The organism is Mesocricetibacter intestinalis (genome assembly GCF_004363295.1).
Lineage (GTDB): Bacteria > Pseudomonadota > Gammaproteobacteria > Enterobacterales > Pasteurellaceae > Mesocricetibacter > Mesocricetibacter intestinalis.
The window spans coordinates 27,557-43,180 of record NZ_SNYQ01000010.1 but is presented as its reverse complement, the minus strand read 5'-3'; the positions used below and the strand labels follow the sequence as shown (position 1 = coordinate 43,180).

Sequence of the window (15,624 nt, the reverse complement as noted above, 5' to 3'; positions counted from 1 at the left end):
CAAATCTCCCTATTTAGCGAACTTCACAAACAATATAATCAACCAATGTCGCCGGCGTCATTACCTGATTCGGATCCAACTCGCCGATAGCTACGATATTGCCGACTTCGGCAATCACTTTTGTCGCAGCCAACGCCATCAGCGGATTGAAATTTCTCTCCGCACCGTGGTAAATCAGATTGCCCGCTTCATCGCCAAGATCCGCTTTAAGTAGCGCCAAATCCGCCTTTAAAGGCAATTCAAGCAGATAATCTCTTCCCTCCAGGCTAATTTTCCGTTTTCCCTCTTCCACTACGGTACCTATGCCTGTCGGCGTGAGTACGCCGCCCAAACCGGAACCACCGGCACGGATGCGTTCGGCGAAGGTGCCTTGGGGAACAAGCTCCACTTCAATCTCTCCGGCAATCATCTTTTTGCCGGTTTCGGGATTGGTACCTATATGAGAAGCAATCACCTTTTTTACCCGATTATGTACAATTAGCGGGCCAACGCCCCGATCAACCACCGCCGTATCGCTGCTGATCAGCGTAATATCCTTAATGCCCGCCGCCAGAATCGCGTTAACCAGTATCTCCGAGGTTCCAACGCCCATAAAACCGCCGACCATAATCGACATTCCGTCATATAAATGTGCGGAAATATCCGCCGCTCCGATTCTTTTCGTCCTTGTCATAACAATGCCCTGCATATCCTTGTGTAAACTTACGAACAGTGAAAATCTCTATTTTGCGGATTCCGCCTTTATTCCTTAGTTCGAACCGATAAATAAAAATAATTTATAGCGAGCAATAAAATAAAGACTTTCCGATTCCTTTCCTATTTTATTTTCCTCCCTGAAGCGAAGCCGTACAAAAACACATAATCAATTGATTATTCGAGGCAAGTATGTTAAACCACCAGAGACTTCCTCGGCCTATGCACTATAGCAATTCTGCGCCAAAAGAAGAAATACCTATTTTTTACACATATATAAATTTAATTTATAGAAGATTTAAGGATAAGGCACGAGCCTGTGCAAGGAGTTAATTATGGATATTAAACATTTACGTTATTTTATCGCCATTGTGGAAAATAATTTTAATCTGAGCCAAACCTCCAAGAATCTCTATATTTCCCAACCGGCATTAAGCATGATGATCAACGATTTTGAAAACCGTGAAAATGCGCAGTTATTCAAACGTTCGCAGGGAAAGATCGTCAGCTTGACCTATATCGGTGAAAATTATTATCGCGATGCCAAGGAAATCATCAAAAAATATAATGAAATGCATATCAATCTGCATAATGCCAACAAGCAAATCAGTGGAAAAATTACTATAGGCATTCCGCCGTTGGTGCTTTCCGTAGTTTTTTCCGAGGTTATGCCGAAACTGATTCTGGCCAATCCCACCATTAACTTTACAATAAAAGAAGAAGGCGCTTACTTACTGAAACGGGACTTATTATTGGAAAATGTCGATATCGCGGTACTGCTCTATCCGGAAAGAATCGCCAAAAATATTATTGATTCCTTTGCCATTCAGCGCTCCGAACTGGCGGTTTTCCTTTCGCCGAAGCATCATCTGGCACAAAAAGAACGGCTAAACTGGCGGGATTTGCATAATGAGAAAATCGCAATTTTCGATACGACCTTTATGATCTATCATCAGCTGATAGAGGCCTTCGAGCGTCATAATATTCATCCTAATATTATTCTGAAATCCAGCTCATGGGATTTTCTGTTGAATACGGTGAAAATCAATAAAAGCCTGCTCACGATCCTGCCGCTGCCCATTGCGGAGCAGTTTAAATCGGCGGAATTTGTCTGTAGAAAAATCGATCAACCCGTATTGTGGTGCGTTACGCTATGCCGTTTAAAAAAGACTAATTATACGAACATCGAAAACTATATTCTTGATTCATTATTAAAGGCGTTTAAATAAGCCGTTACTTTTTCTGCTTAAGAGGCTCCTAACGACAGAGCGCGAGGTTTTACTACCCGCGCTCTGTATTAGCAACCGCTCAGTCCGTTCTTTGATTAGCCGCGGACAGGTTAAGAATCAGGGTATAGAAAATCAGCAATGGGAAAAAATAAAATATATTACCGGAGTTATGCGTAAAAAAGCCCTGACTGATACAGTAAAACATTACCGACAGCACATGTACGCTGCCCATAACGCCAAGGGTTTTCAATTCGGCGGAGGAGGCTCCTACATAACGCAGAAAAAAGCGCAAGGGAATTAAGAAAATCGCCATTAATGTCAATAGCCCAAGAATGCCGCGCTTAGACAAATCATCTAAATACTGATTGTGGGCGTGGTTAAACTGTGCCGCATATTTGCCGATTAAACCGCGCTCATGCTGAGCCTTCCGTTCGAACGAAACGCCCTCTTCCCCCCAACCCAACAGAGGTTTTTCACGGGCCATCAGTAGCGCGCTCTTCCACATATCGAAGCGGGCCCCTACCGAAGTGGAACCGTCCTGACGTTCCATATAAACCTGAATTTCATGGCGGGCCTGCTCAAGGCGATCCGTTACGCGGGTTTGCGGAATTAACGCCATTGTCGTCAAGGCAAGAGCCATAAGCGTAAAAATCGAAATAAAAAAGGTTTTTGACAACGACTGGCGATAGGCCCATAAAATAAACCCGATAATCACGGGAAGACCTATCCAACCGCCTCGGGCAGTAGAAAGAATACTACCCATAACACCGCATAAAGCACCCACTAAAGCAAAAATCATAAGCATCGGCCGCTTACGAATAAAGAAATAAATTCCTATCGCCAATGAAAACATACCTATCGACATGGAAATATCGCCGCCCTGAATATGCATAATCCGTCCCGCAAAGGCCATCGGCTGCTGACGGTAAAAAACATCAAATAAGGCGCAAATCCCGGCCACTATTCCCGCGGCCGGCATGGCATACCATAGTCCTTTCGGCGACAGCGGAAAACGGGAAAACAGCAGCAACAGAGGCAGCATAAAAATAATCCGGCTGGGATTATCCAACTCTTTTAAACGCCCCTCATGCAACCAAAAGGAAAGCACAAAAACGGCAAAATAAACCACATAGCTAAAAGCGAGCCAACGTTCATCGGAAGATAGTCGCCAGCTCGCTTTTTTTATCAATCGAAAATATAAAAGATAACCGAGGCCGAATACCATCAGTAGTACGGGTGAATAGTTATAACCGCCTTTAATACAGACCTGCAGCATAAAAAAAGCGGAAACTAAAAGATTAATCAGTATAACGAAGGTTTTAGTTGTCATTATCTTCATACGGGATACCGGTTACGGATAAACAAAGACCGCACTTATCGCAAAGAGCGGTCTAAGTAGGGAGATTAATTATCTCCGACGTATAATGGCCGAGAAAGCATTACAGCACATCAATACAGTTAAGATCGGCAAAAGACTGCTCCAAGCGTTTAGACATGGACTCTTCGGCCTTACGCAGCCAGACGCGCGGATCATAGTATTTTTTATTCGGTGCGTCAGGGCCTTCCGGATTACCCAATTGTCCCTGTAAATAGGCTTCGTTTTCTTTGTAGAAGTTAAGAATACCCGCCCAAGTCGCCCATTGGGTATCGGTATCGATGTTCATTTTAATCGCACCGTAGCTGATCGCTTCGCGGATTTCCTCACGGGAAGAACCGGAACCGCCGTGGAAGACGAAATTCAACGATTTTGCCGGAAGATTACGTTCTTTACACACGAAATCCTGCGAATCCCCCAAAATAGAAGGTTTTAATTTCACGTTACCCGGTTTATATACGCCGTGTACGTTACCAAATGCCGCCGCAATGGTGAAACGCGGACTAACCGGATTTAACTGATCATAAACATAGAGCACGTCTTCCGGCTGAGTATAAAGCTTGGACTCATGTACATCGCTATTATCCACACCGTCTTCTTCTCCGCCGGTAATACCGATTTCAATTTCAAGGGTCATGCCTATTTTACTCATACGAGCCAGGTATTCGCGGCAAATTGCCATATTCTCTTCCATGGACTCTTCGGATAAGTCGATCATATGAGAGGAAAATAACGGTTTACCGGTTTCGGCAAAATGTTTTTCCCCCGCCTCAAGCAGCCCGTCGATCCAAGGCAACAGTTTTTTCGCCGCATGGTCCGTATGCAGAATAACCGGTACGCCGTATTCTTTCGCCAGGGTATGAACATGTTTTGCACCGGCGATAGCACCTAAGACATCGGCACGGACGCCGCTGGCCGGTTTAAGCCCTTTACCTGCGTAGAATGCCGCACCACCGTTAGAGAACTGTACGATAACAGGTGCTTTAACGCGCGCTGCAGTTTCCAATACGGCGTTTACGGAATCTGTTCCCACACAGTTTACCGCCGGAATAGCGAAACCCTGTTCTTTCGCATAAGCGAATACTTTCTGTACGTCATCTCCGGTTAATACGCCCGGTTGTACGATATCTAACAATTTTGCCATTTTGATCTTTCCTTTCGTGTTGGAAGTTAAATTTTAAGCCTCGGGATAGAAAAACCTATCCCTTAATCCGGAAAAGCGGCGCCTTATATATCAGGCGCCGTTATCTATTAGCCGTTTGCGCGTTTTTCAAGAATTTCGACCGCCGGTAATACCTTACCTTCAACGAACTCGAGGAATGCGCCGCCGCCGGTTGAAATATAAGAAATCTTATCGGCGATACCGAATAAATCAATGGCCGCTAAGGTATCACCGCCACCGGCAATGGAAAAGGCGCCATTTGCCGTACTCTCGGCAATGGCGTTAGCGATCACCTCGGTACCTTTGCGGAAATTAGGGAATTCGAATACGCCCACCGGACCGTTCCAAAGAATGGTTTTCGCATTACGGATAATTTCGGCCAGCTGTTCCGCACTCTTATCGCCGATATCGAAAATAGATTCGTCCGCAGCCACTTCATTAACCGCTTTTTCCGTTGCCGGCGCGGTTTCGGAAAACTCTTTACCAACCCGTACATCAACAGGTACCGGAATATTAGTTGCGGCGGATAAACGCTGCGCTTCCGGAATTAAATCCGCTTCATACAGAGATTTACCCACATTGTTGCCCTGCGCGGCAATAAAGGTATTGGCGATACCGCCGCCGACAATCAGCTGATCGGCGATTTTTGCCAGAGAATCCAATACGGTTAGTTTAGTGGATACTTTAGAACCGCCGACAATCGCCAACATCGGACGTTGTGGCTCTTTCAGTGCTTTGCCCAAAGCTTCCAGCTCCGCCGCCAACAACGGACCGGCACAGGCTACCGGGGCAAATTGTGCTACGCCGTAGGTGGAACCTTCGGCACGGTGAGCGGTACCGAAAGCGTCCATTACGAATACATCACAGAGCGCGGCATATTTTTTCGCCAGCTCAGGATCATTTTTCTTCTCGCCTTTATTGATACGTACATTTTCCAATACGACAATTTCGCCTTCTTTTACTTCTACGCCGTCCAGATAATCGCGCACCAAACGAACCGGAACATCCAAGGCTGCATTTAAATAATCAACAACCGGTTGCAGGGAATTCGCCTCTTCGAACACGCCTTCGGTAGGGCGGCCCAGATGCGAAGTAACCATCACTTTCGCCCCTTTCTCAAGTGCAAGCTTTAAGGTCGGAATCGTAGCGCGGATACGTGCATCGGAAGTAACTTTACCGTCTTTTACCGGCACGTTTAAATCGGCACGGATAAACAGACGTTTACCTGCAAGATCAAGGTCGGTCATTTTGATTACTGACATAATTTATCCTCTTCTGGTTAAAATAATAAAAATCACTGGCCCGATTATACCCAGTATTGGGGGGCTTGTAACCGTATTTAGATCAATTTATTGAGATTTATCGCGCTCTCCGGGGAATACCAGATATAAAATGGAAAATCAGCGAAATTAATAAAACTGATACGTTACAGCAAATATTTTACCCGCTAAATCACCCGACCTTATTTCGGGCAGCTGATAATTTTCCAGCGCAGATCATAACAGATAAACAATTCGTTACGTGTCGCCTTTAAATAGATCCCTTTTAAGCGCGGGTTATTCTTTTTCAACCAGGTAAACAGGTTTTTACGATCCGCCGTTTTGGTCGGCAAATTCAGTTGTCCGTATAATTCCCGCTGCTTGCTGAAATAATCTTCCGCCGAATTAAAGGCGCAGGCCCCGTGTTTTTCCCATTGCCCCTGCAGTAAATTCTCACTCGGACTTTGAGCCAGGTATTTTTCAATCAGGCTATGTTCGACCGGCGGCAGATCGCCCTGGCAAAAACGGGGATGATCTTCCGCCTTACGGGCGGTTTTACTTTGCGGCCATAAACCGTGAATCACCCAACCGAAGGTATTTTCGCTCCCGCATTGTCGCTGCAGCGAATCCGGCAGATTATCGCCGTAACGCTTGCGCTGAGTTTCGCAAAAAGCCGGCGACCAGGATAAGGCCAACATATAATAATCCACCTTGGCTTTTTTATTCTGGCCTAAATTGTCCTCGGCCATAATATAATCGTAGCCCCGTTCTTTATCCCGCACCGCCTGTGCCCTTGCTTCCTCCGCCTTTTCCTTTTGCGCGCTAACGGAAGCCGCCTGCGCCTTATCCTTATACTGACCGCTGTAAAACCAACCGGCCAGAATAAGCATAAATACGAATACAACAAAAAGACTGAGCTGAAATATCTGCTTCTGATTCATCAATTATCCTTCTTTCTTTATTGTTAAGTGCCGCAGGGCTAAAAAGAGCGGTCCGTTTATAGCGGATTTTTTTATTGCCGCCGTACCGCATAAGGCTCCCGCCTTCACAAGCCGGCGAACCTACAAAACAGTTTGTTTTTCAATTCGATTTATTTATAATCAGCCGCTTAATAAACGCCGCAACTCTCTTTATATACGAAGCTTTATGGCCCTATTGATTACGGAAAAATGCACCAACTGCGATATGTGCCTGCCCGAATGCCCGAATGAGGCCATTTCGGTCGGCGCCGAAATTTATATTATCGATCCCACATTATGCACCGAGTGTGTGGGACATTATGATACGCCGACCTGCCAAAAGGTCTGCCCGATCAACAACTGTATCAAAACCGATCCCGAGCACACCGAAACGGAAGAACAGCTCTGGGAACGCTTTGTGCTCATACACCACGCCGATACCCTGAGCAATCCTTAATGCTTTTCCGCCTGCCATTTTGCCAGCAAAACGCCCGCCTGAACTGCTACATTTAATCCGTTCCCCGGCAGCGGATTAGCAAAGGACAGATTCAGGACTTTATCTCCCTCTTCGGCCAACACAAGCCTATCCTGTTCACTTAATACCAATACCGTTTTAGCGGCTAAGCTCGCACTGTCTACAGCGGTTGCTCGCTTATCGGTCGTAGGGAAGACAATCTGATAACCGGCCTGCCGCAGTTGGCGCAAAGCTTCCGGCGTACTTTCGGTTTGCAGCCCATGCACATATTCCATGCCGCCCTCCGCCACCCGCATAGCTGCGGCGGAATTCAATAATTCGTGATCTTCAAGGACGATAGCCTTAACCCCGAAAAAAGCGCAGGTACGTATAATCCCGCCGATATTATGGGCGTTACGCACCCCGTCCAGTAATACCAGGCAATCGCTGGAACGCGCCACCGACAAATAACCGGATAGGGTAAAAGGACGAGCTTTTTTCACCAGCATACAGATGCCGCCATGATGTTCCGTCGCACTAACCAAGCTAAGTTCGCGATTATCCACAACATGATAGACTTTCTTATTAGCCGCCAGATAACGAAACAAATCGCCGGATTTATGCGCTACTTCTACCGTCGTCCAAACCCGTACGATACTTTGCGGACGTTCGGCAAAGAGTGCGGCACAGGCGGATTCGCCGTACACTTTCATTTCTTCCGTTCGATTTTTCTTAATTTTTTCCGGAGCGCGCGGTGATAAAGGCCCGGTTTTTTTTACCCCGGGACCGCCTGCCGCGGTGCTGCTTTTCAAGGTAACTTTCACCGTACCGTTTTTACGCGCATTATCCGCCGTTATTTCCGTAATCACCCGTTCTTTTCCGAGCGCTGAGGCAACGCCACCCTCTCGACGTTGATAACGGGCGCCGCCTTCGGTTTTTCCGGCGGAGGCAAAAGCACGGGAACCCGAACCGGATTTTGTCTTGAAGTGGGGTGATTTGGAACCCTTGGTTCTTTTGTCGGATTGCTCCTGTCGAAGGACGCTGCGCTCGTTAAAACGCTTGCTACGCTTGTCCGATTCAAATTCCGGCGAGCGGAATTCAGCGTTCTGGAAGTGGTCTTTTTTACCTTGTTCGTTCATTATTGTATTGCCAAAAGGTGGATAAACAGGAAGGGAAAGTCATTATTTTCAATAAAAACTGTGAGCATTATAACGAAAAAAAAGCTTTTTTCTATTAAATACGGGGGTAAATATTGTAAACTAGATCGCCGTCGATACATCGGCAGGCGCCGAATAGAAGAAAAATTATGTTAGTAAATAAAATTAAACGAGCCAAACAGCACTTACAAGATTTACAATTCTTACCGCAGATTGACACGGATTTTGAAATACTTTACGCCCCTGCGCAGTTTAAGCAGGCCATAATTCAACAGATCCGCGCCGCGCAAAAACGCATTTATATCACCGCACTTTACTGGCAAATGGATGAGGCCGGCCAAGAGATACTGGACGAAATCTATCTTGCCAAACATCAACGTCCCGAACTGGAAATTAAAATTCTGGTGGACTGGCATCGTGCGCAGCGGAATTTGATCGGCGAGAAAAAAGGAATGACCAATGCGGACTGGTACTGCGGCGAACGGCAAAAACAACAAGCTGACGCCCTCTTTTTCGGGGTACCTATTAACACCCGCGAAGTATTCGGCGTTCTGCATATCAAGGGCTTTGTCTTCGACGATACGGTTCTGTACAGCGGCGCAAGTATTAATAATGTTTATCTGCACCATCAGGATAAATACCGTTACGATCGTTATCAGAAAATTAAAAATGCCGGACTGGCAGACGCATTGGTAGAATTTATCAACGCTTATCTGCTTGTTCCCGAGGTTATCCATGCGCTGGATAATCCTCAGCGCCCTACGACCAAAGAACTCCGCCACCAAATTAAAGCTTTCCGCCGTCATCTGGCTCATTACGGCCGCTATCAGGTGAAAGAGGCAACAAGGTCGGGCGAAGATTTAAGTATTGCGCCTCTGTTCGGTTTATCCAATCAAGGTAATCTGCTGAACCGCACCATTGAAGATCTGTTTATGCTGGTGGAAGAGAAGTTGACCATCTGCACCCCTTATTTTAATTTCCCTCGTTCTCTACAGGGCAGAATCCGACATCTATTAAAAGAAGGTAAAAAAATCGAAATTATCGTCGGCGACAAAACCGCCAACGATTTTTATATTCCGCCGCAGGAACCCTTTAAAATGGCGGGGGCTTTGCCTTATTTGTATGAGAAAAATCTGCGCGCCTTTGCACGCAAATTCGAAGCAGAAATCGAGCGCGGCGCACTGAACATAAGAATTTGGAAAGACGAGGATAACAGCTATCACCTAAAAGGTATCTGGGTGGATAACCGCTATATGCTACTAACGGGCAACAACCTGAATCCGCGCGCCTGGCGACTCGATGCGGAAAACGGCCTATTGATCCATGATCCGCAGCAACGTTTACGCCCGCAGGCGGAACAGGAGCTGGAATATATCCGCCGTCATACCGAACGCTTGAACCATTATTCCGAACTGGAAGATTTACCTCGATACCCGGCACCAGTTCAGCGTATTTTGAAACGCTTCCAACGGGTTAAGGCGGATAAACTGGTCAAAATGATTCTGTAGCGCCGAGGCTTTTATTACCCGCCTCCTTAACAGCCTGAGCAACAAAGACACGATAGACAAGGCACAATAGACAAAAGTGCGGTCAATTTTTGAAAAGTTTTTTCAGGCAATGCTTTCGGGGCGAAAATAGCATACCGACCAAGGGCGCTTCTGCGGCGCCCCTGAGTTTTAAACTAAAATAAATGCCGCATCAAGGCGGCATAATTATGTGTTTTGCTCTTTCCTTCCCTGCCATTTTTTCTTTATTTTTTCGGTGTTTTCTTATACAGAAAAAAGCTTCAGAGCGGATTCATCGCATTGATAATTCTGATTTCGTCAAACCTATCCAAATCCCCGTGCAAAATCCGAACGGCGCGAATCTTCCGCTGCGCCAACAGGATACTGCGCTGTACCCCTTTTAATAAGGGGGTATCCGGGGTAAACCAATCTTTTCCGCACCGGAAGGCTAAATTACCAATACTACAGTCGGTTACGCAACCCCCTTTGATAATAATGATTTCATCACAATCGCCGCGCTGTTGTAATAACAGGTTCAATAAATCACGATCGGCGTATTTTAACGCATAATCGATATTATCGCATCGCACCGGTTGAAAACGGCGGTGTATCCGACGCTGATAAGGGGTAAGGCTGAGGCGAAAATCCTGCGCATTATAATCGATCCGACAACGGAACAATCCTTTTTGCCCGCGCAATTCGTTAAACTGCGGCGCTTGTCGAATCAGGCTGCTTAAATCGAAACGGGTGATCGGGCGGTTCGGATAATAATTTGCCAGCGCCGCCAGATAACGCCGCTGATGTTCTTCGATATGCCTGATTTGTCCGTTTTCCAGAGCAATGGTTTCAAATAACGGAAATTCCATTAATCCTTCCCCCGCAGAGGCACATAAACCTTACGCAGCAACTCTTGGTATTCTTCTTCCGCCCGGCTCTGTAGGGTAATTCCGCCGCCGCTGTGAAAAAACAAACGATCCTTGTGCCGACGGATAAAACGAATGGCTACCGCACTTTGTAGCCTATCCCCCTCAAAAATACCGAAAACGCCGCTATAATAGCCGCGCGCTTGAGCTTCCGCCTGTCGGATAATACTCAGGGTTCTTTCTTTCGGCGCACCGCTGACGGAACCCGCCGGCAGCAATCGGCTCAGTATCGTTCCTATATGCTGACGCCAGTCCGCCGCCAGCGAACCGCTGATTTCGGAACTGGTTTGCAGTATCGCCCCGCGACCGGTTCGAACTTCCTCCGGGTAACGGAAACGTTCAACCTTTATACCGGTAGCCACCGAGGCCAGATCATTACGCATTAAATCAACGATGGTATAATGTTCGCGACGTTCTTTTTCCGAGCCGAGCAACAGTTGTTGAGCATTTTCCGTCGCCGCATCAATGGTTCCCTTCATCGGATAAGTATAAATTTTATTTTGCGCAATCTTAATAAAGCTTTCCGGCGAAAAACAAACGAACTGATCTTCCAGCAATAGTTTGTAGGCCGCCTCCGCGCTCTGAAAAATCTGTTTTAGCGTATAATTGGTATAAATCGGTGTCGGATAGGTCAGATTAAGTAAATAACTATTGCCCTTCTGTAATTCCCGGCGAACTATTTCGAAGCCCCGTCGGTAATCCTCCGCCGCCATGGGTTCCGTCCGCAACCAAAAGGGCGGCATACTTACCTTGCCATCGCGCTCTACATTCGTCCGTCCCCGAATATCAAAATAAATTCCCCGTTGCGCCGCTTCCCCTAGCGGAACAATAAGGGGGTTGCGGCATTCAAAATCCACCAAAAAGAAAAAGGGTAATTTCTGCTTACCGTATTCATTGGCCTGCCGAATAAATTGTGCAAAAGCGTCCATAGATTAAAAAAATATCTGAAAGGTAATAAATTCTAACGGAAACAGGGGTAAAAATCCTGATTTTTATCTTATAATGCGCCTAATCAGATCCGCGATAGTCGATACTCATGCAAAACCGCCTGCTTATTATTAACAATCATGATTCTTTTACCTATAACCTTGTGGATTTACTCCGCCCTTTATCCGTCCGGATGCAAATAATAGCCACAGAACAGTTATCTTCGGTAACGGATATGGAAAGCTTTTCCCATGTTCTCATCTCCCCCGGTCCCGATGTACCTGAGGCCTATCCGCAACTGTTCGAAATGCTGCGGCGTCATTACCGCCATAAATCAATTTTAGGGGTTTGTTTGGGCCATCAAACCCTGTGCCGTTTTTTCGGCGCAAGCCTGTATAACCTTAGCGCCTGCCGCCACGGGGTGGAAGAATCTTTCAATCTTGAACGGCAAAGCGATTTATTCCGCAACCTGCCGGCGCGTTTCCGTATCGGACTATATCATTCCTGGGCGGTTTCCCCGCAGAACTTTCCATCCGAATTGGAGATTGTCGGCCGTTGTGATGCAGGGGTGATTATGGCGGTACAGCATAAAACGCTGCCTTTGTACGGCGTCCAGTTCCACCCCGAATCTTTTATTTCCGAATATGGTACGCAGATTCTGAGCAACTGGTTGGAAATAGGCGGTTCCGCCCTTTAGAGGCATAAAATTATCAAAATCGGTTCACTTAAGGCCTAATAAGGGCTAATATTTGGCGCAGAAACGGCAGTTGCCGTATACGCAGCAATCTCAGGCAGAAAAAGGATTTGTGGTGAAAATTATTATTCTCGGCGCCGGTCAGGTCGGTAAAACCCTTGCGGAAAACCTGGTCAGCGAAGACAACGATATCACATTGGTGGATAACGAAGAAAAACGGCTGGAAAACTTACAGGATAAACATGACCTGCGGGTGGTAACGGGTTCGGCTTCTTCCCCTCATATATTACGTGAAGCGGGCGCCCCCGATGCGGATCTGTTGGTGGCCGTTACCAGTGCCGACGAAGTCAATATGATTGCCTGTCAAATCGCCTATACATTGTTTAACACACCGACCAAAATAGCCCGTATCCGGGAACGTGAATATCTGCGCGAAAAGGATAAATTATTTAACCAAAACGTTATTCCAATCGATCATATTATCTCTCCGGAAAATCTGGTAACGGAGGATATTATACGCCTGATCGATTATCCCGGCGCCCTGCAGGTGGCCCATCTGGCGGATAAACAAATCAGCCTGGTGGTAGTGAAAGCCTATTACGGCGGACCTTTGGTCGGTTATGCCATTTCCGCTCTGCGTGATCACTTGCCTTATATCGATTGCCGTATCGTTTCCATTCTGCGTTTCGATAAGGTTATCCGCCCGCAAGGTTCCACTGTCATAGAAGCCGGCGACGAAGTTACCTTTATCTGCGCTACCCAGCATATTAAGGCGGTTATGTCGGAATTACAGCGCCTGGAAAAGCCCTATAAACGGATTATGATTGTCGGCGGCGGTAATATCGGTGCCGGGGTGGCGAAACAACTGGAAGAACAATGCAGCGTCAAGCTAATCGAACGCAATGCAGCCAAAGCCACGGCGTTGGCGGAGAAATTGGCGAAGACCCTGGTTTTTCACGGCGATGCCTCGGATCAGTCATTATTGTACGAAGAACATATCGAAAATATCGATGTGTTTATTTCTCTGACCAGCGACGATGAAGCCAACATTATGTCCGCCTTACTGGCCAAGCGGCTGGGCGCCAAAAAAGCCATGGTACTGATTCAGCGTATGGCCTATATTAATATGATTCAGGGCGGTACCATAGATATTGCCGTATCACCGCAGCAGGCGACTATTTCCGCCTTACTGGGTCATGTGCGCAAAGGCGATATTCCCAATGTGGTTTCGTTACGCCACGGTACCGCCGAAGTTATGGAAATTGTGGTACATGGCGATGCGGAAACTTCCAATATTATCGGACGTAAAATCAGTGAACTAAAACTGCCGACCGGTGTCATTATCGGTGCGTTGCTGCGCGGTACGGAAGTAATTATCGCCGGCAAGAATCTGGTTATTGAAGATGAAGATCATGTTATCGTCTATATTACGGATAAAAAATATGTATCCGATGTAGAAAAAATCTTTCAACCCAGCGCATTTTTTATTTAATTACGGCTATACAGTATGCCCGACAGTACCTATAATACGCACGCTTTTTAATTCAAAAACAGAGGAGTATGGATATGAGCTTTATGAAAGAATTTCGTGAATTTGCTATGCGCGGTAATGTTATCGACATGGCGGTCGGTGTGATTATCGGCGGCGCTTTCGGTAAAATCGTCAGTTCCCTGGTGGGCGATATTTTTATGCCCTTATTGGGAATGTTAACCGGCAGCGTCGATTTCAAAGATCTGAAATTTACCCTAGCGGTGGCGGATACCCCGGCGGTTACTTTAAATTACGGTGTGTTTATTCAGAACGTAGTGGATTTCGTGATTATCGCCTTTGCTATTTTCATGATGATTAAGGTATTAAATAAACTGAAAAAACCGGCTGAAGAAGAAGCGCCTAAAATTTCAAACGAAGAGCAGCTACTAACGGAAATCCGCGACTTACTGAAAAAATAACGAGGGCGGACTTTCTCTCCCTAATATTGTTTTATCGCCGAGATTAAGGATAAAAATATGTTAGATCCAGACCAACTGAAAGCAAACACCCGTGAAATTATCGCCGATTTGCTGAACGACGGAAGCGATCCCGATGCCCTTTACATTATCGAGCATCATGTCGCTCATTATGATTTCGACAAATTGGAAAAAATTGCCGTTGACGCCTTTAAGGCCGGCTATGAAGTTTCCGAAGCGGAAGAGTTTGAAGATGATGATGGTAAGCTGATTTATTGTTTCGATATTATCAGCGAAGCGGCGCTTAAACCTGAAATAATCGATGCGCAGCAAAAGGAGCTGCTGCCGTTGCTGGAAAAACACCAGGGCATCTATGACGGCTGGGGAACTTATTTTGAAGATCCTAACGCCGATGATGACGAATACGGCGAAGACGGCGAATTTTTCGACGATGAAGGTGAATTCGACGACTCGGAAGAATTCGCACGGGAAAAAGGCGCTAAATTACATTAATTATCCATGGATGTACCGCACTTCATTAACTAAAGTGCGGTCTTTTTTTAAGGAGTTTTTATTATGTTAAAGCTAAAACATTTCTTATTCGCCGCCCTTCTGCTTCCCATGGCAGCCTATGCCTCTGCGGAAAAAGATAATCTGGTCAGCTTTGAAGTTCAAAGCGAAAGAGAACTGCCGCGGGATTTATTTCAGGTCAGAATGTTTTTAAATGAAGAAGGCCAGAATCTGAAGAATCTGAACAAAGTGATTTCCGACAAGCTGGTACAGGCGACGGAACTGATAAAAAAACAGCAAGCTGTTGAAATACAAAGCAATAACCGTCAGACCCATGTCCGCTATGATGATAAAGGCCGTAAAACCGGCTGGCGCGGCAGCGCCGAACTGGTACTGCAAAGCAAAGACAGTACCGCATTATCTCAGTTGATTGACGAATTATCCGGTCTGATGGCCATTGATAATGTTAATGCCACCGTATCTTCACAAAGTCTGGCCAGAATAGAAGAAGAAATGACCAAGGAAATTCTGGGTAAATTCCGCCACAAAGCGGAACTTATCAGCACTTCGCTGCAGGCAAAGGGCTATAATATCGTTCGCCTGGATATTCTTGCCCCATCGCAGCGTTACCCGGAATCCGAGCCGCGGCTTTATAAAATGGCGGCGGCCCGTAATCTGGAGCGGGATACGGGACCGGTTCAGTTGGAAGGCGGCAAAGCCGTTATTCATATGCAGCTGAACGGCCAAATCGGGCTGATTAAGGATTAATGACATCATATTCTAAATCCTATACAATACGACCAAACTTTAAATCGGCAAACGAGGAAACA

16 protein-coding genes are annotated in these 15,624 nt (G+C 46.3%); 8 read left to right on the top strand and 8 right to left on the bottom strand.

Features of this window, described 5'->3' with window-relative positions; translation table 11 throughout:
* Positions 1–13: 13 nt before the first annotated feature.
* Positions 14–673, bottom strand: coding sequence for an acetate CoA-transferase subunit alpha (gene atoD, locus EDC45_RS09585; RefSeq protein WP_133545823.1), 660 nt, complete (start codon positions 671–673; stop codon positions 14–16).
* A gap of 355 nt (positions 674–1,028) precedes the next feature.
* Here atoD and EDC45_RS09580 point away from each other — a divergent pair, with 355 nt between their 5' ends.
* The gene (locus tag EDC45_RS09580; protein WP_133545821.1) at positions 1,029–1,922 is read left to right on the top strand and encodes a LysR family transcriptional regulator; all 894 of its coding nucleotides are present in this window, start codon (positions 1,029–1,031) and stop codon (positions 1,920–1,922) included.
* Positions 1,923–2,001: 79 nt separating this feature from the next.
* Here the strand turns inward: EDC45_RS09580 and EDC45_RS09575 are convergent, their stop codons facing one another.
* From EDC45_RS09575 to EDC45_RS09560, 4 genes are all read right to left on the bottom strand, one after another.
* Positions 2,002–3,261 carry an O-antigen ligase family protein gene (locus EDC45_RS09575; protein ID WP_133545819.1) on the bottom strand — a complete coding sequence of 420 codons (1,260 nt, stop codon included), beginning with the start codon at positions 3,259–3,261 and terminating at the stop codon, positions 2,002–2,004.
* Positions 3,262–3,361: 100 nt separating this feature from the next.
* Entirely contained in the window at positions 3,362–4,441 is a 1,080-nt protein-coding gene (gene fbaA / locus EDC45_RS09570) for a class II fructose-bisphosphate aldolase (RefSeq protein WP_133545817.1), read from the bottom strand.
* Between the two features lie 107 nt (positions 4,442–4,548).
* The gene (gene pgk / locus EDC45_RS09565; protein ID WP_133545815.1) at positions 4,549–5,721 is read right to left on the bottom strand and encodes a phosphoglycerate kinase; all 1,173 of its coding nucleotides are present in this window, start codon (positions 5,719–5,721) and stop codon (positions 4,549–4,551) included.
* Between the two features lie 200 nt (positions 5,722–5,921).
* The gene (locus EDC45_RS09560; RefSeq protein ID WP_133545813.1) at positions 5,922–6,659 is read right to left on the bottom strand and encodes a ribonuclease T2 family protein; all 738 of its coding nucleotides are present in this window, start codon (positions 6,657–6,659) and stop codon (positions 5,922–5,924) included.
* 205 nt (positions 6,660–6,864) lie between these two features.
* Between EDC45_RS09560 and EDC45_RS09555 the strand changes: the two genes are divergently transcribed.
* Positions 6,865–7,134: a YfhL family 4Fe-4S dicluster ferredoxin gene (locus tag EDC45_RS09555; protein WP_133545811.1), complete on the top strand. Its 270-nt coding sequence runs from the start codon at positions 6,865–6,867 to the stop codon at positions 7,132–7,134.
* On the opposite strand, the gene EDC45_RS09550 is transcribed toward EDC45_RS09555, so the two are convergent.
* Positions 7,131–8,270 carry a TrmH family RNA methyltransferase gene (locus tag EDC45_RS09550; RefSeq protein WP_133545809.1) on the bottom strand — a complete coding sequence of 380 codons (1,140 nt, stop codon included), beginning with the start codon at positions 8,268–8,270 and terminating at the stop codon, positions 7,131–7,133. The two genes, EDC45_RS09555 and EDC45_RS09550, sit on opposite strands and share 4 nt — an antisense overlap.
* Before the next feature lie 167 nt (positions 8,271–8,437).
* Between EDC45_RS09550 and pssA the strand changes: the two genes are divergently transcribed.
* Positions 8,438–9,796: a CDP-diacylglycerol--serine O-phosphatidyltransferase gene (gene pssA, locus EDC45_RS09545; protein WP_133545807.1), complete on the top strand. Its 1,359-nt coding sequence runs from the start codon at positions 8,438–8,440 to the stop codon at positions 9,794–9,796.
* 278 nt (positions 9,797–10,074) lie between these two features.
* Here the strand turns inward: pssA and EDC45_RS09540 are convergent, their stop codons facing one another.
* Entirely contained in the window at positions 10,075–10,659 is a 585-nt protein-coding gene (locus EDC45_RS09540; RefSeq protein WP_133545805.1) for an aminotransferase class IV family protein, read from the bottom strand.
* The gene (locus EDC45_RS09535) at positions 10,659–11,645 is read right to left on the bottom strand and encodes an aminodeoxychorismate synthase component I (RefSeq protein ID WP_133545803.1); all 987 of its coding nucleotides are present in this window, start codon (positions 11,643–11,645) and stop codon (positions 10,659–10,661) included. The genes EDC45_RS09540 and EDC45_RS09535 overlap by 1 nt, the downstream gene beginning before the upstream one ends.
* A gap of 107 nt (positions 11,646–11,752) precedes the next feature.
* On the opposite strand from EDC45_RS09535, the gene EDC45_RS09530 reads away from it, so the two are divergent.
* The 5 genes from EDC45_RS09530 to EDC45_RS09510 all read left to right on the top strand — a co-directional run bounded on the left by EDC45_RS09530 (position 11,753) and on the right by EDC45_RS09510 (position 15,562).
* Positions 11,753–12,340 carry an anthranilate synthase component II gene (locus tag EDC45_RS09530; protein ID WP_133545801.1) on the top strand — a complete coding sequence of 196 codons (588 nt, stop codon included), beginning with the start codon at positions 11,753–11,755 and terminating at the stop codon, positions 12,338–12,340.
* Positions 12,341–12,452: 112 nt separating this feature from the next.
* Entirely contained in the window at positions 12,453–13,829 is a 1,377-nt protein-coding gene (trkA, locus tag EDC45_RS09525) for a Trk system potassium transporter TrkA (protein ID WP_133545799.1), read from the top strand.
* Positions 13,830–13,903: 74 nt separating this feature from the next.
* Positions 13,904–14,287 carry a large-conductance mechanosensitive channel protein MscL gene (gene mscL / locus EDC45_RS09520; protein WP_133545797.1) on the top strand — a complete coding sequence of 128 codons (384 nt, stop codon included), beginning with the start codon at positions 13,904–13,906 and terminating at the stop codon, positions 14,285–14,287.
* Positions 14,288–14,344: 57 nt separating this feature from the next.
* Positions 14,345–14,797, top strand: coding sequence for a ribonuclease E inhibitor RraB (gene rraB / locus EDC45_RS09515; protein WP_133545795.1), 453 nt, complete (start codon positions 14,345–14,347; stop codon positions 14,795–14,797).
* A gap of 63 nt (positions 14,798–14,860) precedes the next feature.
* Entirely contained in the window at positions 14,861–15,562 is a 702-nt protein-coding gene (locus EDC45_RS09510) for an SIMPL domain-containing protein (RefSeq protein ID WP_133545793.1), read from the top strand.
* The last annotated feature ends 62 nt before the right edge of the window (positions 15,563–15,624 follow it).